Genomic DNA, 19005 nt, shown 5'->3' with positions numbered 1-19005 from the left:
CCGCTCACCGCACCGCTGTCCCCGCCCTACAGATCGCGCAACGCGATCGAAAGCACAGAGAGGTTCCCCCATGGCTACTGTCACCGTTGTCTACCACTCCCCGTACGGACACACCCGCGCACTCGCCGAGAGCATCGCTCGCGGAGCGAAGAGCGTGCCGGACACCGACGTGCGACTGGCGGAGATCACGGGACACCAGGTACACGAAGGACGCTGGTCCGACGCGGCGACAATCGAGTTGCTGAAGGAGTCCGACGCGATCGTCTTCGGCGCACCCACGTACATGGGCAGCGTCTCAGCCGTGTTCAAGGCCTTCCTCGAGGCCGGTTTCTACCCCTTCCTCGAACAGGAGTGGAAGGACAAGCTCGCCGGCGGCTTCACCCACTCCGCCTCGCAGAACGGCGACAAGCTGTTCTCCCTGCAGCAACTCGCGGTGTTCGCCGCGCAGATGAACATGCAGTGGGTCCCAGTCGGTGACGCCGCGGGCAACAACTGGACGGGCGGCTCGGTGCACGACGTGAACCGGCTCGGGTCCTGGCTCGGCGTCATGGGCCAGACCAACGTGGACGAGGAGCCCGGTGCCGTCAGCGCGCATGGCGACCTGGTCACGGCCGAGCGCTACGGCGCGCGCCTGGCCGAGCTGACCGCCCGGTGGATCCACGGCCGCGAATACGAGGTCCAGCGCCACACGCTGGAGGGCTTCCGGGAGATCTCCGCCCGCAGCGCGGCTGATGCGAAGGCGCGTATCGAACAGGCGTCAAGCGCAGCCTGACCGCGTCGGACCGCCCCCCTCGACACGCGAACACGGTTGGTGCGGCACCGGTCCGCTACCGCCGCACCAACCGCCTACACCCGAGCATCACTCGACAAACCCACGAACGAGGACACAACCATGTACCTGCACGTGACTGGCACAGTCACTGCCGAACGCGAGCAACTCGTCCCGCACGCGGAAGAAGAGGCCCGTGTGCTGCGGAGGCTGAAGGCGGACGGCGTCGTGCTCTGCTCCTTCCGGCGCACCGACAAGCCCGGAGCCTTCCTGATCGTGGAAGCCGACAGTCTGGACAGTGCCCGTGAACGGCTCGACCAACTGCCGTATGTGGCCAATGGCCTCCTGACCTTCGAGTTCATCGAGGTCGACCGCCTCTGACACGAGGCGGGCCAAGAGTGCCCGAAAACTGCGGATCCGCAGCACGAACGGCCTTGACTTCGACGATTTCGTTCGGCAGGGGGCAGCTTGGGACAGTGCGCCCCGCACATGGACCGCCATACTCAGTCCGCCGTCAACACTGAGATCACTCGGGTGGGCATGTTGATGTGTGTCTCCATGTGCGCACACCGGAGAGCGCAGTGTGGTGCGGCACCGGCACGCCAGGCCGTTGCCGTCACTGCCCGGTTGAGGTTCCGGGCTGATGACCGATCAGAAGGGAGGCGGCGTGGGGTTGAACGCATACGATCCCGCGGCTAGGAGTCATCGGGTGTCCGCCGGGCAGTGCGTACGTCCTGATCAAACTGAGGAAGGACCATCCGAGCCGGTGGAGGCCGGGGCCGGTGGCGTCGCCACCGGAGCCACTCCCCCGCTCTCCGTCGCCGTCGTCTCCGAGGACCAGCTCACCTACGAGGGCGCAACTGCGGCCCTCGCCGCGTTTCCGCGCATCCGGGTACTACCGCGCGGCGACGAGCAGGTCGCGGACGTCCTCCTGGCCATTACCGACAACGTCTCGGACCAGGTGCTGAAGCATGTGGAGCAGATATCGGCACGCCACCAGAACGCGCGTGCCGTCCTGGTCACCGACTCGATCACCGAGCCGAGTCTGATCCGAGCCATCGGTCTCGGAGTCGTGAGCGTGGTGCTCCGCCCGACCGCGACCTTCTCGGAGATCGTCGACGCCGCTGTCGCCGCGAGCATCGGGCACTCGGATGTCCCGCCCCACATACTGGGACCACTGATCCGGCACATGAGACGGCTGGATCGCCACGGATCCCGTGTCGGTGCTGGGTTGAGTTCACGGGACATGACCGTTCTCAGCCTGCTCTCGGACGGACTGGACACGGCGCAGATCGCCAGTCGGCTCAGCTATTCCGAAAGGACGATCAAGAGCATTGTCCACGCCATCGTCAACACGCTCGGAGTGAGCAACAGAACGCACGCAGTGGCGTACATGATTCGCGCAGGATTCCTGTAGGGGCAATATTGCGAGATGTATAGCCCCCGAAGCCTAGTGCGCTGCTGCCACAGAACTTTTCGCTGCGCGACAAGCAGCACACGAAGAAACCATCCAAAGTGAGACCTGCATCCCGATTGCGTAGCGAAGGCTTCTGTGCTCCACGAAGCTGGGGCCTCGACCGCGGCACCGCAGATTATTCCGGACCTTGCCCGACCACTGAGAGGTTCACAACGACGCCGTCGGTGACTTCGCTGAGGAGGCGCATCGCGCTGCCGTCGACGTGGCTTTCCCCACCTTCTGGCACGAGAGCCTGGCAGTCGACGAGTTCCTGTCGTCCGTCGGCGCCTGAACACCTGTCGGCTTCCGGCCGGGTTCAACCCGCGTGGCCACAGAGGCTGGTCGACCCCGAGGCACGGGTGCCTCCTCGCCGCCACGACCGTGCGAGGCCTTCCCCTGTACACCGCACATCAACAGATCAGCAACACATCGGAGACAGTGATGAACAACCTGCTCGAACACGTCATTTCAGCTCATGGCGGCCGTGAACGCTGGTCGCAGATTGGCGGCCTGCAGGTCGATGCGACGCTCCACGGCTCCTTTTGGGCCGTGCGAGGATTCTCGGACAAGCCATTCAGGGAGACCGTGACGATCGACACTCGACGCGAGCTGATCCGATTCAGCCCCTGGGCCCAGCCAGAGCATGACTTGATGTTCCGCGCGGAGGACGACGTGGTCGAACTGCGAGCCACAGCGGATGACAGTGTGCTGGAGACACACTCCGGCATCAGGTCGACCTACAAGGGATACGACCTCACTTCGCCCTGGAAGCCGCTTCAGGTCGGCTACTTCATCGGCTACGCCATGTGGAACTACCTGACCACCCCCTTCCTCTTCGACCATCCCGGAGTCGCTACACGCGAGGGAGAGTCCTGGACGGAGAACGGAGAGGTGTGGCACACGCTTCATGTGGAGTTCCCTTCGTCCATCGCCACACACACCGCCAAGCAGACGTTCTACTTCGGCGAAGACGGCCTACTGCGCCGACTCGACTACGACGTCGACGTGAACGTCGGCGTCGCTGTCGCGCATTACGTCGGTGGCTACAGGACGTTCGAGGGAATTCAGATCCCGACACGGCGGCGAGTCCACCGCCGCAACGCCGACAACTCCGCCGGCGAAAACTGGTCCATCGGCATCGACATCAACAACGTAGTGGCCGTCTGATCCACGCAGATGAAGGAACGCAGAAGGCTGGCACACTGCGGTACAGACGAGCGCGGTTCGGAAGCTCGTGTGTGTCAGTCGGGGGACCTCACCGGCAGCCATGGTTCGTGCCAACGCGGGTATCCGGCGACGAGCTTGCTCGCTCCCGCCGGTCCCCAGGTCCCCTGCCGGTAGGGCTCGGGGTCGCCGGGCGCCTCCAGCAGTGGCTGGACGATCCGCCACGTCTCCTCCACGGAGTCCTCCCGGGTGAACAGGCTGGCGTTGCCTTGCATTGCGTCACTGAGCAGGCGCTCGTACGGTTCGGGTGCCTCACCCAGCTCGGCCTCGAAGAGGAGGTCAAGGTCGACCAGCTGCGTGTCCTGCTTGCCCGGCTGCTTGGCCTGGATGCGGAAGTTCACGCCAGGGCTCGGATCGATCCGCAGGATCCACTGGTCGGGCTCGGGCGCAAACCGCTCCGCGAACGCAAGCCGCGGCGGACGCTTGAACACGATCCGGATCTCGGTCACTCGCTCGGGGAGCGACTTTCCGGCGCGGATGAAGAACGGCACCCCGGACCAGCGCCAGTTCTCGACCTCCAGCCGCAACCCGACGAAGGTCTCGGTGCGCGAACGCCGCCGCACACCGGGAACCTGCAGGTACCCCTCGTACTGTCCGCGGACGTAGTGGGCCGGGTCGGCGTCGGGGATCGCCCGGAACACGTCAACCCGGCGGTCCCTGAGCGCGTCCGCATCGGCGGCTGATGGCGGCTCGGACGCCATCAGGGCGAGCAGCTGCAGCAGATGATTCTGCACGACGTCACGGAGCGCGCCGACCGGGTCGTAGAAGTGGCCGCGGTCCTCGACCCCGAAGTCCTCGGCCATGGTGATCTGCACGCAGGAGACGTGGTCGCGGTTCCACACCGGCTCGAACACGGAGTTGGCGAACCGCAGAAACTGGATGTCCATCGCCGGCTCCTTGCCGAGGAAGTGATCGATCCTCAGCAGCTGATCCTCATCGAGGAGCTGACGCAGCGTGGTGTTGAGGGCGCGCGCCGACGCGAGGTCATGCCCGAACGGCTTCTCCACGACAACCCGGGCGCCCTTGGTCAGCCCGACACCTGCCAGGCCCTCGACCACCCGGGCGAACAGCGACGGCGGGATCTCCAGATAGAAGACCGGGTGCCGCTTGCCGTTGACCGCCCGGCCGAGGCGATGGTACGTCTCCGGGTCGGCGTAATCGCCCTGCACATAGCTGAGTCGGGCGGCGAACCGGGCAAAGACGCTGTCGTCCAGCGGCTCGCCCGCTGCCTCGATCGCCACGCGGGCGTGGTCACGCAGCGCGTCGTCGGTCCAGCCGTCGCGCGCCACTCCGACGATGGGGCAGGTCAGCAGCTTGCGCCGCTCAAGCCGATAGAGCGAGCGGAACGTCATTTTCCGCGCGAGGTCTCCACTGATCCCGAAAATGACCAGCACGTCTGCGGGAACGTTCGACGAGTTCGAAGCCACCTCATCCTCCTTACGGAGCCGGCACGGCAATGGGGCCGGGCATCATGGTCCTGCTGGCGACCGGGCGCCGACGCGAGCAGGACCCCGGCCGGCCGCCGCCGCGTCCGCGAGGACGAGCGACGCCGCCGCCTCGACCCGGCCGGCGGGAATCGACCGGTCTCCCGCAAGGAGCCTCGAGAGCGGTTCGCGCTTGTCCGCTCCGGTGATGAGCCAGAGCACCTGCTGAGCGCGAGCGAGCGCAGGATAGGTGAGCGTCATGCGCCGGTGGCCCATGTAGGGCGCCGTCAGGGCCACTGGCCGGTCCAAGACTTCGAGCACCGGGTCCCGTGGCACCAGCGAGGCGGTGTGCCCGTCCGGGCCGAGGCCCAGGTGAACGAGGTCGAAACGCTCGGGCAGCGACCGCCCGTAAGCGGCGGCCGCGGCGTCAAGGTCGGCGTCGTTCACGGGCATCGCGATGACCTCGGCCGGGGCCGCACCGAGGCTCTCCCGCAGGTGGGTGAGGTTACGGTCCGGGTCACCGTCGGGCGCGACCCGCTCGTCGACCTGGAGCACCGCCAGGCGCTCCCAAGGGACGTCCTCATGTGCGAGGCGCGCGAACATCGCCCATGGCGTGTGCCCCCCGCTGACGGCGAACGTGAATCGGCCGTGTGCTTGTACGCAGGCCCTGGCCTGCCGCGCCACGAACGCCGCCGCGGTGCCGGCGACCGCATCCGGATCGGCGACGACCTCGAGTTCGTGATGCACAGTCCTCAGTCCTTCTTTTCGGCGTGCCCGCCGAACTCCGAGCGCATCGCCGAGAGGATCTTGTCGGTGAACTCCCCGGCCTCCCTGGACTCGAAGCGCTCGTAGAGCGAGGTGGTGATGACCGGTATCGGGACGCCTTCGTCCACCGCGGCGAGGACGGTCCAACGGCCTTCCCCGGAGTCGGAGACCCGCCCGGCGAAGCCGTCGAGGGAGGGCGAGCCGGCGAAGGCGTCGGCGATCAGGTCGACCAGCCACGAGCCGACGACCGAGCCGCGCCGCCAGACCTCGGCCACCTCGCCGACGTCGATGTCGTACTGGTAGGCCCAGGGATCGCGCAGCGGCGTCGTCTCCGCGTCGACCTCTTGCCGGCTTTTGCCGGCGTCCGCGTGCTTGATGATGCTGAGACCCTCGGCGATCGCGGCCATCATCCCGTACTCGACCCCGTTGTGGACCATCTTCACGAAGTGCCCGGCGCCGTTCGGCCCGCAGTGCAGGTACCCGAGCGGGGCGGTGCCGTCGGTCCGGGTCCGGCTCGGCGTCGGCTCGGCGCTGCCCTCGCCGGGAGCGATCGTCTTGAAGATCGGGTCGAGATGAGCCACGACCTCGTCCTCGCCGCCGATCATCAGGCAGTAGCCGCGCTCCAGCCCCCAGACCCCACCACTGGTCCCGCAGTCGACATAGTGCAGCGACTTGCCGGCAAGACGCTTGGCGCGCGTGATGTCGTCGCGGTAGTAGGAATTACCGCCGTCGATCAGGATGTCGCCGGGCTCCAGCAACGGCTCGAGCTGGTCGAGGATGGAGTCGACGACCGCAGCCGGAAGCATGAGCCAGACGGCCCGTGGCTTGTCCAGTTTCGCAACGAAGTCCCGGAGTGAGTCCGCGCCCGTCGCGCCGTCGCCGGCCAGTTCGGCGACGGCGGCCGCGTTGACGTCGGACACGACGCAATGGTGACCGTCTCGCATCAGCCGACGCACCAGGTTCGCCCCCATCCGGCCGAGCCCGATCATCCCGAGCTGCATGGGCTTGTCCGTCGCCATGTGGCGCCTCCTAGTCCTTGAGCGTGCGGTAGTGCCGGATCAGCGCGTTCGTCGACGAGTCGTGGCCGAGCGCAGGCCCGGTCGCGCTGAAGCGGTGCTGCCCATTGGTCCCCGGCTTTCCCCCCACACACAGCGCCGCTGGATGCGCCCCAGCTCGTCGGCGAGCTCGGGATGGGTGGTTCTGACGCCCTCCACGCCGAACGGCTCGCCGTGCGCCTTCGGGGTGTCCTCGACCGGCGACCCGTAGCCGATGTGGCTGTGCACCACGATGAGCGTCGGGCGCTCGTTCTCGGACGTGAAAGGGTGCAGCGCGCGGGCCACGGCGTGCCGCCACATCCTCGGTGAACGCGGCCATCGCGTACACGTCGAAGTCGAAGACGGTGAAGTCGTCGCGGTTGTACGGGCGGCGAGCCACTGTCCAGCGATCGCCATCCCGACCGAGGTCGCAACGCCCTGGCTGAGCGGGCCGGTCGTGGTCTCCACGCCGCTGGTCCACCGGTACTCCGGGTGCCCGGGGCAGCGTGAGCCGAGCCGGCGGAACGTCCTGAGGTCGTCGAGAGTCACGACGGGTCGGCCGAGGACCTCGTAGTCGGGGTCGACAGCCTGCACCCCGGTGAGGATTCCCATCGGTGTCCCCGGACGGCCGGAGTCGGCCGCCTGGACGGCGTCCATACAAAGAGTGCGGATCGTGTTGACGGAAAGTGTTTCCAGGTCGTTGTTGCTCAATGCGAGCCTCCCTGAAGTGCTGCCCCTGCGCTCATATCGAGCGAGGCAGGCTAGGGCTGAGCTTTCCCGGCCGGGGCGAAGAGCGCCGCGCCGACAATGCCCGCATCGTTCAACAGCTGCGCCGGCACGAGCTCGGTCCTGAGCTCGATGTACGGCAGGAACTTGTCGGCCTTCTTGCTGACGCCGCCGCCGATGATAATCAGGTCGGGCCACAACAGCCGCTGGACGAGCTCGAGATACCTCTCCAGGCGGTGCGCCCATTTCTTCCAGGACAGGTCGTCGTGCTCGCGCACCGACTCCGCGGCCCAGTCCTCGGCATCCTCGTGGTGCAGCGGCAGGTGCCCCAACTCGCTGTTGGGCACCAGGAACCCGTCGGAGAAGACGGCACTGCCGATACCGGTGCCGAGCGTCACCATCACGACAACGCCCTTGCGTGCCTTGCCGGCGCCGAAGCGCATCTCGGCGATCCCGGCCGCGTCGGCGTCGTTCACTACCCTCACGTCGCGGCCGGTCGCCCGTGCGAAGAGCTGGGCCGCGTCCGTCTCCATCCAGGCCGGGTCGATATTGGACGTCGTCTGGACTTTGCCGCCCCGGATGACTGCCGGGAGCGTCAGCCCGACCGGTCCTGGGACGCCGATCTGGGAGAGCACCTGCACGACCACGTCCGCGACTGCCCCCGGAGTCGCCGGATGCGGGGTCGGGATCCGGACCCGCTCACCGATGAGGCTGCCGAGCTCGATGTCGACCGGCGCTCCCTTGATACCGGTCCCGCCGATGTCGACCCCCAGCACGCGGGCCGTCTTGTCCAGAATTTCCTGCGTCACTGCCCGCTCCCCTCAGGGGCCGGCCCAAAATGTGTTGCTTGAATTTTGGACATCAAGCCCCGCAAGAGCTTTGTCACGTAATCCTTGACACTCGCATATATCCCTGATGTTCGCCACATGACCCTTATGGGGTTATATCGAAGCTTGAGGGGTATACCCAAGCATTGCGTGCCCGCCAGGGCATTGGCCTTCCCCTCGGTTCGAGCGGAACGCGACTGCGGCTCACGCCGACCGCGACAGCACCCTTCAGCAACTTTCGGAAATCAAGCCGACCGGGAACCCGACCCACAGGTCCCCCGCATCCATGAGCCGCTGCCCCTCCCCACCCGGACCGGCCGCGACCAGAGCTTACGGAGGCGTGATGCCCACCCGACCGATCCGCCTGCTTCTTGCCGACGTCGACGGCACTTTGGTCACGAGCGACAAGGTCCTCACCGACCGCGCCGTCCAGGCGGTCCACAAGCTCTACGACGCCGGCGTCCTCTTCGCGGTGACCAGCGGGAGGCCACCCCGCGGCATGTCCATGATCATCGAGCCGCTGGCGTTGGCCACTGAACTCGCCGCCTTCAACGGTGGTCTCATCGTCAACCCGGATATGACCGTTGTCGAACAAAAGGTCATTCCCGCGGAGGTGGTCGCCCCGGTCGTCACGCTGATGGAGTCGTTCGGCCTCAGTGTCTGGATCTACCGGGGCGCCGACTGGTACGTCCGCGACATGAAGGGGCCGCACGTGGATCGCGAGAGCTGGACGGTGCAGTTCGCGCCCACGCTCGTTCCCGGCTTCGACGGGCTCGAGCAGGGCGCCGCCAAGGTCGTCGGGGTCTGCGATGACCACCAGGCCGTAGAGGCGGCCGCGGTCGCAGCTCGCGCGCAGTTCGGCGAGCATGTCTCGGCCGCTCGCTCGCAGCCCTACTACCTCGATGTGACCCATCCGCAGGCCAACAAGGGCGGTGTCGTCAAGTACTGGTCCACCAAGCTCCAGATTTCCCCCGAACAGATCGCAACGATCGGCGACATGCCGAACGACGTGCTGATGTTCGCCCACTCGGGACTGTCCATCGCGATGGGCAACGCCAGCGACGAGGTCCAGCGCGCGGCGAGGCGGGTTACTACGAGCAACGAGGAGGAGGGTTTCGCGCACGCGGTCGAGCAGTTCGTCCTATGACCCCCGTCACCGCATACCCGGGTCCGGCTGCCCTGAGCCTGAGATTCGGCCTGGTCAAGGAGGAGGACATCCATGAGCGTCGAGCATGAGAAGCAACTTGCCGCCGAGGCCGCGGCCGAGCTCATAGAGGACGGCATGACCGTCGGCCTCGGCACCGGCTCGACCGTCGCCTACCTCCTGCCTGCGCTGGCCCACCGCGGGCTGTCGCTGCGATGTGTCGCGACGTCGCCGCGGACCGAGGAGGCGGCCCTGATGCTCGATCTGCGGGTCGAACCGTTCGGCAGCATCGACCGCTTCGACATCACGATTGACGGTGCGGACCAGATAGCGCCGGACGGCTGGCTCGTCAAGGGCGGCGGTGCCGCGCACACCAGGGAGAAGATTGTCGCGGCAGCCGCCGATCGCTTCGTCGTGATCGCCGACTCGAGCAAACAAGTGACAGCGCTGCACCCGCCGGTCCCGCTCGAACTGCTCGAGTTCGGGCTGGCCGTGACCATGCGTCTGCTCCACCCGGTCTCCCTGCGCAACGCGCCACGCAGCCCCGACGGCGGCGTCATCGCGGACTACCACGGTGCCGTCGACGACCCCGCGGGCGTGGCGGCGCTGCTCGGCGCCACCCCTGGCGTCGTCGAGCACGGCCTGTTCCCTCCGCCGCTGGTCGCCGACGTGTTCGTCGCCCGCGGCGACTCGGTCGAGCACCTCGATCACGTCAAGTCCCGAGCTTGATAGGGCAGATGTCGCTCTGACGTTCGCATTTCACGCATGACGGGCAGTTGGCGAGGCCAAGATGCACGCCATGAACGGGTGGAAGAAGGCCGGCTCAGCGCTCGGCATCCTTATCGTGGTCCTCGGCTACGGATGGCCCCTCTGGAAGGGCCCATGGCTGTTCGATGGCTCTCACATCCGAAAGGCAGGTCTGCAGCCCGCAGACGGAGTAGTCATCACCGGCTTCCGCCCGATGCTCGTTGCCGTCGGCGCCGGAGCCATCGCAGCCTTCGGTCTGATCTACACGCACCGCAACCACCAACTTGGTCGGCAGCAACAGCCACGCCGAACGAATGGGCGCGATCTACAGCCTCCAACGCCTCTCCCGTGGCGCCGACCAGTACCTCGAACCCATCAAGATGCTGCTCTCCAGCTTCGTCCAGGAGCGCAAAGCCGCGTTGAAAGGGAGCGGAAGGAGAAGCTGCTCCGAGAAGGCGGCGCTGTCATGGTCGGTCACGACGATGATGACGGGGCGAATGGCCTGAACGTCGCTCCCTTCGGAACCGACTACGAAGCAGCCCGGAACGCCCTCCTCAACCTCTAGCCGCACCAGGCCCTCGGAACCAAACCCCGCGAAACGGAGACCCGCCCAGGCCAGGCCTTCGGCGTACCCGGCTTCGGCGGCTCCGCCCACACCTGGGCTGCGATCAGATCCACCTCGTCTTGCGGCAGGCCCGGCTTTGACGCGATGGGCAACTCCGTATATCTGTCCATGCCCGCAAGTCCGCGAGACGGCATCGGTCGGACACGATGCCCGCCAACCGGAGCATTTCCATTGCGAGGGCCCTTCAACACGCAACTGTCCGGTTCGCGACCTTGCCCCCGTCATGTCCCACCCTCACCCTGACCAGGTTGGTCGACAATCGAGGGGGGCTCGATGTTCGGCAAGGACCACAGCCAGCAGCTACAAGGGATCAGTGAGCAGCTCACGCAAGCGCTGGCGGAACTCCGCGCGCTACGGCAGCAAGTCGACAGCCAGCAGCACGCCATCGACCGCACCGAAACCGCAGCCCGCGACCACCTCAACGACACCCGGGAAGTCGTCCGGCGAGCACTCGGCGAGAATCGGGAGATGCTCATCGGCCAGCTGGCCGCGTTCAGCGCCGACCTCGCCACCATTCGCGCCAACACCCAGCGGTACGGCGAAGAACGCCCGCCCGAGCCGGCCGCCGCGATGGAACAGCCGCTCGTCGAGGACCAGGAGGAAGGGAAGGAAGACAAGCATCCGAAGCTGCTCCTCGCCGCGGTCGGCATCTCCGCCGCCGAACTCCGCGTCCACCGCGACACCTGGGCGTTCCTCGTCGAACACGCGGGCCAAGACCGCCACTTCCACATTCCCGGCGGCGTCGAGGAGAAAGACGGCATCGTCAAGGTGCAGGTCTCCGGGCCATCCCTCGTCGCCGCCCTCACCAGCCTTCGAGCCGTCCACGAAGCCGACGGCGCCGACCCGGGTACGGCGGCCATCGCCCAGCACGTGTACGGGCGTATCGCCAAAACCGTGAAGGCCGTCGCGAAGGACCCCCACAGCGGCACCGGCGGGGATCCCGTGGCCATCGTCATCGACGACCGGATCAAATCGACTGGCCAGCAGGTCGGCAGCGTCAACGATGACCAGCCGGAACGCGACCCCGACAACTGACAGCACGACGCCCCGCCTCATTCACCGAGGCGGGGCTCCGCTACTTCAACCACCGACTACCGGTATCAGTACTTCACCCCACGGTGATGCAAGCACGTCCCCCAGAACGACGCCGAGTACGAGGAGCGACTGTCCCTGCGCTTCGCCGTCGCGCCGCGCGTGGGGTGCCCGCGGAGCTGTCCCGGCGGAGCGTCGTCGCCCGCCTCGTTCTGGGCTCCACTTTCCACACGCCCGACCTGTTCTGGTACGCCGTCGGAGCCGCGCTCGGCTGATTCGTCCACGCCGCAGGCCGAGGTCAACCAGCGAAACGGCGCACATAGCGCCGCTGCCAGGGGTCGCGGACCAGTGCTGGCGGTTCTTGGCGTTCGCGGCCCCGCACGCGCGGGGGTGGCTCCGACATCGAGGATCGAGCGGCGGCACGAAGGCGACAGTCGCTCCACAGCGCAGGCAGCAGTCGGCGTCGTCCTACCCCGGTCTGCGCACCAGACATGCCGGCATCTGCACCACCTCCGCTGCCGACCCTGCGCCCTCTCGACTCGAACCAGCCTGTCGCGCCGAAGAGAAGGCCGTTACGCCTCGGCGCGAACCCTCTCGTACAGGATCGGGTCGTGGGCGGAGAAGATCGCCAGGTCGGGATCCGCGTGGCGATACAGCTCGGCCAGGCGGGCATGGTTGTCCCGAACCCTTTTCAGATCCCAGGCGACGAGGGTTTCCATGGCACGCAGGGCGGCGGGGACGGGCGTACGGCCGTCGATCGTGCCGTGGTGGTAGAAGGCGTCGCCGGCGTGCAGCAGCCAGCGGGTGCCGGTGTCGACCGCGACGCACGCGTGCCCGCGGGTGTGACCGGGGAGTGACACGAGGACGATTCCGGGTGCGATGGCGTCGAGTTCCTTGGCCGCGGCGAAGCCTCGCCACTTCTCGCCGTCGGGGCTGTGTTCGACGATCTTCGGGCCGTGGGCCCATTGGGCCGACTGGTAGCGGATCTTCTCCCGTCGGGAGGGGGAGATCATGGACCCGAGTGCCTCGGCTGCGGTGAGGTGGACCTGGGCCTGCGGGAAGTCCGAGAGGCCGCCTATGTGGTCCGCGTCGAAGTGCGTGACGATGATGTGCCGGACGTCGTCACGTGTGAAGCCGAGCTGCTCGACCTGGTGGACGGCGGTTTCCTCGGCCTTGAAGACGGGTCTGACGACATGGCGGGCTGGCCCGAAGCGCCGTCTGGGATCCGCGATGTCGTCCAGGCCGAAGCCGGAGTCGACGAGGACCAGCCCGCCCGCCGTCTCGATGAGGAGGACGTGGCAGACCAGGTGTGCGGTCGGCAGGAGCATCGTGCCGCAGTTGAGGTGGTGGATCTTCATGGGCGAGTCCTTGGTGTGGCGGTTTGCGGCGGTCGTTGCTCGGTGTCGTCAGTCGGCGAAGGCAGGGGGTGTGGTGTTGACGAGCGTGGGATGGGGCTTGTCGCCCGACATGGCGAGGAGGCCTTTGAGGCAGCGTGCCGCCAGGAGCCAGTTCCTGGGGTTTCTCATGTTCAGGCCGCCGATGAGCTGCTTGAGCATGGTCAGGCTGTCGAAGTAGATGCGTTCGCAGACGAGGTTCTCTTCGCCGTTGTCGTCGGTGTCGAAGATGAAGTACGCGGTCATGCGCACCCGGAAGCGGCTGCCGGTGGGCGGTATGGCGCCGAGCGGGCCACGGTGGGTGCCGAGGAGCCAGAACTCGGCGATCACGGCGTCGTCGCTGTGGCGGAAAGCGATGATCTCGTGGTCCTGGTCGGGGAAGGCGACGCGGCTGTCGTGGTAGTAGCCGCGCACGGCCGTGTCGCCGTCGTGGACCTGCATGGTCGGGATCAGCTCGTAGTGCGGGTGCGGGAACGTCGACAGGACGTCGTCCCACTCCTGGCGGACCTCGTTCTGGAAGTGGTCGAGGACGAGCTTGTGGCGGGACGTGCGAATCTCGTCAGTGATCATGGCGTTTCCTGATCGTTCAGGCCGTGTGGCGGATGGCCTTGTGGGTGAAGGTCGGCGTGGTGCCGGGATTGGCCCAGGAGGCGGTCAGTTCGCTGGAGGGGAAGAACTGGAGGAACCGGGGGTCGGTCTGGCAGCGATCGACCAGGGTCTTCTCGATGACCAGGGAGTTGTACTGGTCGGCGGTGGTCTCGATGGTGTTGGCGTTGAGCACGATCTCCTGCTGCCAGGTGCGGGCCCAGCGGGCGATGCCCGGCATCCGGGAGTGCTCGGGAGTCAGGCACTCGGCGGCGATGGCGTTCTCGCTGCTGGCCCAGATGCCGGTGGAGGTGTTCAGCACGAGGGTCTGGTTGCCGAGGACGTGGCCGGGGGTGTCCACCACGGCGACGCCGGGACCGAGTACGAGGCTGCCGTCGACGGCGAGGAAGGCGTCGGGGCGGACGTCGCGGTAGGTCTCCGGCTGGTACCAGGGCTGTTGGAGCGGGTGCAGTTGGGACATGGCGAGCAGTTCGTGGCGCTGCACAATGACCTTGGCGTTGGGGAAGGCCGGCTTCACGGTTCCGCCGAGGTCGGCTTGGGGTCCGGTGGTGCCGACCCAGCGGCGTAGGTCCTGGGTGTGCAGGTGGTCGAACATCAGGTAGTCGACGTCTTCCGGCTTGATGCCGAGCCGGGTGAGATGGCCCAGGACCGTGCCGTGTTCCGTGGTGAGCAGGGAGCGCAGCGGTCCGGGGGTGCGGCGGATGAGCGCGGCGAAGTACGGGGTGTTCTGGCCGAGTTCCACGTCGCTGGGCTCGAACAGCAGCACCCGCCGGCGTCCGTCGGTCTCCGTCCACCGGATGACGAGCATGCGGTTGGTGATGGAGAGGAACGGCGCGATGGCCCGACTCGCCCGGAACAGACCGAACTTGGTCGGGTACGGAAGGGTGATCAGGTCGCAGGTGGTCACGCTGTCGGGCGTACCCGTGGCGGCGAATTCGGTGCGGAACGCCTTGGCCCGGGTGCGGGCGAAGGCGAGCTTGGCGCCGTACCCGCCGGCGACCTCGGCCAGGCCGTCGAAAGCGGTGATCCGTGTGCCGAGCGTGGGCATGTCGAGGACGTCGGCGTCCTGCCAGGCGAGCTTCATCGGTCCTCCTGGGACTTTCGAGTGGGGACGTGGCTCAGTACGGGCTGGTCTCGCCCTCGGTCGTCACGCCGAAGGTGTTGAGGAAGTTGCTGACGAGCTGGTGGGAGCCGACCGTGATGACGAGATCGGAGAGCTGCCCCGCGGTGAGGAACAGGCGGCCAGTTCTCGTGGTGGTGGATCTCGTACGGCGCCCGGTGGACGTGACCGACCCGCACGATTACGAGCTCACGCAGTTGGTCCGGCAGCGAGTTGCCCCGGAACATCGCGTCGGCCATCTCCAGGAAGCCGGGGCGAGTCCGGGCGAGTGCGTGATCATGCGGTAGACATTGACCGAACCGCGCGTGGTAACGGCTTCCTGCAGCTCCGTGGGAAGGGCCGACAGGTCGGGGTACTCCATGGCGCACTCCTTCGTGAGGGGCCGGTCAGCCGAACTCGCGGATCGGATCGTTGCCGTCCCAGCCAGCGGCGAGGTCGCGCAGGGCCGCGAACACCTCGCCCTTCGCACCGCCGACGTCGGAGATCTCGATCACCGTGCCCGGATGCGTCTCGGTGTCGAGGTAGGCGAAGCGGCCACCCTGGATGGCGCCTTCCTGCGCGACGGTGTAGCCGAGGGACAGGGCGCGGTCGTAGAGCTCCTGGTAGTCGGCGGTCCAGTAGGCGACGTGCTGTGCGCCCTCCCGGCCGGCGTCGAGGAAGTCCTTGTAGAGGGAGGGTTCGTCGTTGAGCGGTTGGATCAACTCGATCTGGATGTCTCCGGAGTTGGCGACGGCGGCGGCCATCTTCATGCCGGAGTCGGCGCCTCGGTAGCGGACGTAGTCCGTCACGACCGGGTCCATGTAGAACCAGGGGCCGACCCCTTGGGCGACCCAGTGCTCCATGACGGCGTGCAGGTCGCGGACGACGTATCCGATCTGGTTGATCTGACCGAAGATGCGGCTCATGGTGCGGCTGCTTTCTGTGGCGTGAGCGTGGAAGGGGCGCGATACAGAACCGCGATGGCTACGGCAGCGTGAGGACGATCTTGCCCACGGCCTGGTTGGAGCGCATATGGTCCGCGGCCGCCTTGGCGTCGTCGAAGGCGAAGACACGGTCGACGACAGGACGGACACGGCCTTCCGCGACCGCGGGAACGACGTCGGGTACGAGGGCCGCGCACACGTCGGCGAGTTCATCCGGGGTGCGGACGCTGAAGGTCGTACCGAGCACCCTGAGTCGTCGGAACGCCAGCTGGTCGAGGTCGACGGTGGACTCCGCCCCCGCGAGCCGCCCCACGTTGACGACGGTTCCGCCGATCCGCGTGGCCAGGAAGGTGTCGGCGAAGAGCTGACCGCCGGCGTGGTCGAGCACGAGGTCGACTCCGGTGCCGCCGGTCGCGTCCTGCACGGCCTCGGCGAGGTTCTCGGCGGAGGTGTCGACGACCAGGTCCGCTCCGACGGACTTCAGTGTGCCCGCCTTACTGTCGGAGGTGGTGGTCGCGATGACCTGGGATGCGCCCAGCACCTTGGCGAGCTGCACGGCGAGCAGCCCCATCGAGGAGGTGGCACCGACGACGAGCACGCTCTGGCCGAGGGTGAACCCGCCCTGAACCAGGGCGTCGTGCTCGGTCGCGAGTCCCACCGGCAGCGCGGCGGCGTCGGTCCACTCCAGCGATTCCGGCACCTTGATGACGTGCCGGTGGTCGACCAGCGCGTACGACGCGAACGCGCCGAGGGTCACACCGCTCACCCGCTCGCCAACGGTGACGCCGCTCACGCCGTCACCGACTGCCGCGACCTCGCCCGCCAACTCCAGTCCGGCCGTGAACAGGTCGCTGGTCCTGGCACGCGGGTTGTAGGTGCCCTGAAGCATGTACAGGTCCGCCCGGTTCAGGGCCGCCGCACGGACGCGGACGAGCAACTGCCCCGACCCGGGAGTCGGCACCTCGACATCGCGCATCTCCCAGTCGGGTCCGGCGCCGCCGAGCAGCGCACGCATGGTGTTCGTCATCGGTGGTTCTCCGTTGTGTGAAGTGCTCGCCAGGGATCCGGTACTCCAGTGCTCCGGGGAGCCGCTGCTGCGGATCGATGCCGCCCCCGCTGGTTGCCGACGGGTTGCACGGGCGAAAACACTTATGGCGTATGTCTTCGCCGAAGCTAGACTTGCGCTGTAAGTGATGTCAAGGGTGCCGATACGATCGCTGCGCCACGACCCGTACACAGGAGGCTGACCGCATGAGCGTCCGAGGCACCGGCCGGGGCAGACGCCTCGGGCTGACACGGGAGAAGGTGATCGCCGCGGCGGTGAAGGTGATCGACCGCGAGGGTCCAGACTCCTTCTCCCTGCGGCAGCTGGCCTCCGAACTCGACGTCGAGGCCATGTCGCTCTACAACCACGTCCCGAACAAGGAAGCCCTCCTGGACGGCGTGGCCGAGATGCTGCTCGCCCGGATCGACTTCTCCGGAGCGGACGCCGGCACCTGGCAGGACCGCATCCGGGCGCACGCCGTCGCCTTCCGCACCGCCGCCAAGCAGCACCCCAAGGCGTTTCAGCTGGTCTGCACCCGCCCCACGCAGTCACCGGCAGCTCTGGAGACCATCCGCTCCGCACTGGGCGGCTTCGCCGAGCTCGGCCTCGCACCCGCGGAGCAGGTCCACGCGCTGCGCAGCTACGTCGCCTTCATCGTCGGCACGATCATGCGGGAACTGGGCTCCGCCATCACCGTGGGCACGGTGGACCCCGATCAGGTACAGCAGCGGGTCGACGAGATCACGGCGACCGGGGATCCCCTGCTGACCTCCACCGCGCCCTACCTGGCCGTCAGCGACCACGACGTGGAGTTCGAGTACGGCATCGAGCTGCTGATCGCCGGGCTGGCCACGCGGGTGGGCCTGCCGTACGACGGCGGCCTGCCCAGCGGACCACGGGCATGACGTTCCCCGGCGCCCCGGACACACCCGGCACGAGGACGCGCGGCGGCACGAAGCGCCAACCGCGTGGCCTGCGCCGCACCGAACAGATCCTGGCCGCGGCAGAAGAGGTCATCGCGGCCGTCGGGGTGGACGCCGCCGGGACGAACACCATCGCCCGCCAGACAGGTGTCTCGCCGGGCAGTCTCTATCAGTACTTCCCCCAGCCAATACTTCCCCGGCAAGCAGGCCGTCGTTGAGGCCTTGCGCCGACGCATGACCGGCGAACTTCACCTCAGGACGCGGAGCCCGGCCCCGCTTCCCCCGGGGCAACGCCGTCCGACGCCGGAGTCGGCCGTCGACGGTCCGCTCCACGCCGCCATGGCCCTCGCGCAGGACCGACCCGTGGCACGTACGGCAGCCCGGTGCCGCCCTGCACGACAGGGCACCGAGCCGGTCGGCGAGCTCGCCGCGCGCATCCTGGGCCAAGGCGTCGCCGTTGCCTTCGGCCGGCTCGCTCCTGCCGTCCGCACCTCTGTCCTTGTGCGGACCCGTCAGGCGATCCTCGGCTGTCTTCAGCCTTCCTGATCCCTCCTCCCTCAGGCCGTACCGGCGGGCGCCGGTGCCGACGGAAGTGTCGCGAGTCCGGCGCGCAGGAACGCCAGCGCGGCGTCGATGTCGGCGTCCTCGCGACTGTGGAGCAGTTCACCGATGACTGCGGCCGCGGCGGCGGCCGCCATACGCGGTCCGAAGTCGTCCGGGCTGCCGCCCTGTTCCTCGGCGAGCAGGCGGGCGCCCTCCTGGACGACACCTGCCAAGCGACCGTTGGCGGCCGCTCTGAGCTGCGGGTTGAGGTCGAACATCCGCTCCGAGAGGTCATCGAGGTCACTGCGGCCGGCGAGTTCGATGCGCACCCAGTGCTCCAGCGCGTCCACCGTCACCCAGCCCGGCCGCCGGTCGCGCAGCGCCACGCCGAGCCGGTCGGCCAGTGCCGCTGACTGAGCCAGCGCCAGGTCCACCTTCGACGGGAAGTAGAGCGTGACCGTGCGTGCCGAGACCTCGGCCCGCTCGGCGATGTCGGCGATCGTCGTCGCCTCGAACCCGCGTTCCGCGAACAGCTCGTAGGCCGCCCGAAGGATCGCTTCCCTGCGCCGGGCCTTGCTGCGCTCCCGAAGGCCGTCACCTGTCATGACCCATACTTTACCATCCGAGGTGAATTTACATCAGACTGCAAAAATGCGTTACGGTGTAGCGAATTCGGGG

Annotated in this window: 21 protein-coding genes and 1 pseudogene; 11 read left to right on the top strand and 11 right to left on the bottom strand. The window is 67.6% G+C overall.

What is annotated here, in order from left to right:
* Positions 1-70: 70 nt before the first annotated feature.
* From OG568_RS43105 to OG568_RS43090, 4 genes are all read left to right on the top strand, one after another.
* On the top strand, positions 71-772 hold the full coding sequence (locus tag OG568_RS43105; protein ID WP_329535467.1) for a flavodoxin family protein: 702 nt from the start codon (positions 71-73) through the stop codon (positions 770-772).
* Between the two features lie 132 nt (positions 773-904).
* Positions 905-1150: a YciI family protein gene (locus tag OG568_RS43100; protein WP_329535466.1), complete on the top strand. Its 246-nt coding sequence runs from the start codon at positions 905-907 to the stop codon at positions 1148-1150.
* 385 nt (positions 1151-1535) lie between these two features.
* Positions 1536-2186, top strand: a complete 651-nt coding sequence (locus OG568_RS43095) for a helix-turn-helix transcriptional regulator (RefSeq protein ID WP_329535465.1) — start codon at positions 1536-1538, stop codon at positions 2184-2186.
* Between the two features lie 480 nt (positions 2187-2666).
* Positions 2667-3392 carry a hypothetical protein gene (locus OG568_RS43090; RefSeq protein WP_329535464.1) on the top strand — a complete coding sequence of 242 codons (726 nt, stop codon included), beginning with the start codon at positions 2667-2669 and terminating at the stop codon, positions 3390-3392.
* A 74-nt stretch (positions 3393-3466) separates the two neighbouring features.
* On the opposite strand, the gene zwf is transcribed toward OG568_RS43090, so the two are convergent.
* The 5 genes from zwf to ppgK are packed head-to-tail and all read right to left on the bottom strand — an operon-like array spanning position 3467 to position 8207.
* On the bottom strand, positions 3467-4876 hold the full coding sequence (gene zwf, locus OG568_RS43085) for a glucose-6-phosphate dehydrogenase (protein ID WP_329535463.1): 1410 nt from the start codon (positions 4874-4876) through the stop codon (positions 3467-3469).
* 42 nt (positions 4877-4918) lie between these two features.
* On the bottom strand, positions 4919-5620 hold the full coding sequence (pgl, locus tag OG568_RS43080; RefSeq protein ID WP_329535462.1) for a 6-phosphogluconolactonase: 702 nt from the start codon (positions 5618-5620) through the stop codon (positions 4919-4921).
* Between the two features lie 5 nt (positions 5621-5625).
* Positions 5626-6657 carry a phosphogluconate dehydrogenase (NAD(+)-dependent, decarboxylating) gene (gnd, locus tag OG568_RS43075; protein ID WP_443077820.1) on the bottom strand — a complete coding sequence of 344 codons (1032 nt, stop codon included), beginning with the start codon at positions 6655-6657 and terminating at the stop codon, positions 5626-5628.
* A 39-nt stretch (positions 6658-6696) separates the two neighbouring features.
* Positions 6697-7383: a hypothetical protein gene (locus tag OG568_RS43070; protein WP_329535461.1), complete on the bottom strand. Its 687-nt coding sequence runs from the start codon at positions 7381-7383 to the stop codon at positions 6697-6699.
* 50 nt (positions 7384-7433) lie between these two features.
* Positions 7434-8207: a polyphosphate--glucose phosphotransferase gene (gene ppgK / locus OG568_RS43065; protein ID WP_329535460.1), complete on the bottom strand. Its 774-nt coding sequence runs from the start codon at positions 8205-8207 to the stop codon at positions 7434-7436.
* A gap of 361 nt (positions 8208-8568) precedes the next feature.
* On the opposite strand from ppgK, the gene OG568_RS43060 reads away from it, so the two are divergent.
* From OG568_RS43060 to OG568_RS43040, 5 genes and pseudogenes are all read left to right on the top strand, one after another.
* Positions 8569-9372 carry a Cof-type HAD-IIB family hydrolase gene (locus tag OG568_RS43060; protein WP_329535459.1) on the top strand — a complete coding sequence of 268 codons (804 nt, stop codon included), beginning with the start codon at positions 8569-8571 and terminating at the stop codon, positions 9370-9372.
* A 72-nt stretch (positions 9373-9444) separates the two neighbouring features.
* On the top strand, positions 9445-10098 hold the full coding sequence (rpiA, locus tag OG568_RS43055) for a ribose 5-phosphate isomerase A (protein WP_329535458.1): 654 nt from the start codon (positions 9445-9447) through the stop codon (positions 10096-10098).
* Between the two features lie 332 nt (positions 10099-10430).
* Positions 10431-10622: a hypothetical protein gene (locus OG568_RS43050; protein ID WP_329535457.1), complete on the top strand. Its 192-nt coding sequence runs from the start codon at positions 10431-10433 to the stop codon at positions 10620-10622.
* Positions 10623-11014: 392 nt separating this feature from the next.
* Positions 11015-11776, top strand: coding sequence for a hypothetical protein (locus tag OG568_RS43045; RefSeq protein ID WP_329535456.1), 762 nt, complete (start codon positions 11015-11017; stop codon positions 11774-11776).
* A 164-nt stretch (positions 11777-11940) separates the two neighbouring features.
* Positions 11941-12048, top strand: a pseudogene (locus OG568_RS43040) (DUF2809 domain-containing protein); the annotation flags it as partial.
* Positions 12049-12345: 297 nt separating this feature from the next.
* On the opposite strand, the gene OG568_RS43035 reads toward OG568_RS43040, so the two are convergent.
* The 5 genes from OG568_RS43035 to OG568_RS43015 form a co-directional block, all read right to left on the bottom strand.
* Entirely contained in the window at positions 12346-13131 is a 786-nt protein-coding gene (locus OG568_RS43035; protein WP_329535455.1) for an MBL fold metallo-hydrolase, read from the bottom strand.
* Between the two features lie 48 nt (positions 13132-13179).
* Positions 13180-13737: an ester cyclase gene (locus OG568_RS43030; RefSeq protein ID WP_329535454.1), complete on the bottom strand. Its 558-nt coding sequence runs from the start codon at positions 13735-13737 to the stop codon at positions 13180-13182.
* Positions 13738-13753: 16 nt separating this feature from the next.
* Entirely contained in the window at positions 13754-14857 is a 1104-nt protein-coding gene (locus OG568_RS43025) for a hypothetical protein (protein WP_329535453.1), read from the bottom strand.
* 422 nt (positions 14858-15279) lie between these two features.
* Positions 15280-15798, bottom strand: a complete 519-nt coding sequence (locus OG568_RS43020; protein WP_329535452.1) for a VOC family protein — start codon at positions 15796-15798, stop codon at positions 15280-15282.
* Between the two features lie 58 nt (positions 15799-15856).
* Entirely contained in the window at positions 15857-16843 is a 987-nt protein-coding gene (locus OG568_RS43015; protein WP_329535451.1) for a zinc-binding dehydrogenase, read from the bottom strand.
* A 224-nt stretch (positions 16844-17067) separates the two neighbouring features.
* On the opposite strand from OG568_RS43015, the gene OG568_RS43010 reads away from it, so the two are divergent.
* Both OG568_RS43010 and OG568_RS43005 read left to right on the top strand, forming a co-directional pair.
* Complete coding sequence (locus OG568_RS43010) at positions 17068-17766, top strand: TetR/AcrR family transcriptional regulator C-terminal domain-containing protein (protein WP_329535450.1); 699 nt, start codon at positions 17068-17070, stop codon at positions 17764-17766.
* The gene (locus OG568_RS43005; protein ID WP_329535449.1) at positions 17763-18002 is read left to right on the top strand and encodes a TetR/AcrR family transcriptional regulator; all 240 of its coding nucleotides are present in this window, start codon (positions 17763-17765) and stop codon (positions 18000-18002) included. Before OG568_RS43010 ends, OG568_RS43005 begins: the two co-directional genes overlap by 4 nt.
* A 339-nt stretch (positions 18003-18341) precedes the next feature.
* On the opposite strand, the gene OG568_RS43000 is transcribed toward OG568_RS43005, so the two are convergent.
* Positions 18342-18932 carry a TetR/AcrR family transcriptional regulator gene (locus tag OG568_RS43000; protein ID WP_329535448.1) on the bottom strand — a complete coding sequence of 197 codons (591 nt, stop codon included), beginning with the start codon at positions 18930-18932 and terminating at the stop codon, positions 18342-18344.
* Positions 18933-19005: the final 73 nt, after the last annotated feature.

Origin of the sequence: Streptomyces sp. NBC_01450, from assembly GCF_036227505.1 — a bacterium.
Taxonomy (GTDB): Bacteria; Actinomycetota; Actinomycetes; order Streptomycetales; family Streptomycetaceae; genus Streptomyces.
This window is presented reverse-complemented; position numbering and strand designations above follow the sequence as displayed.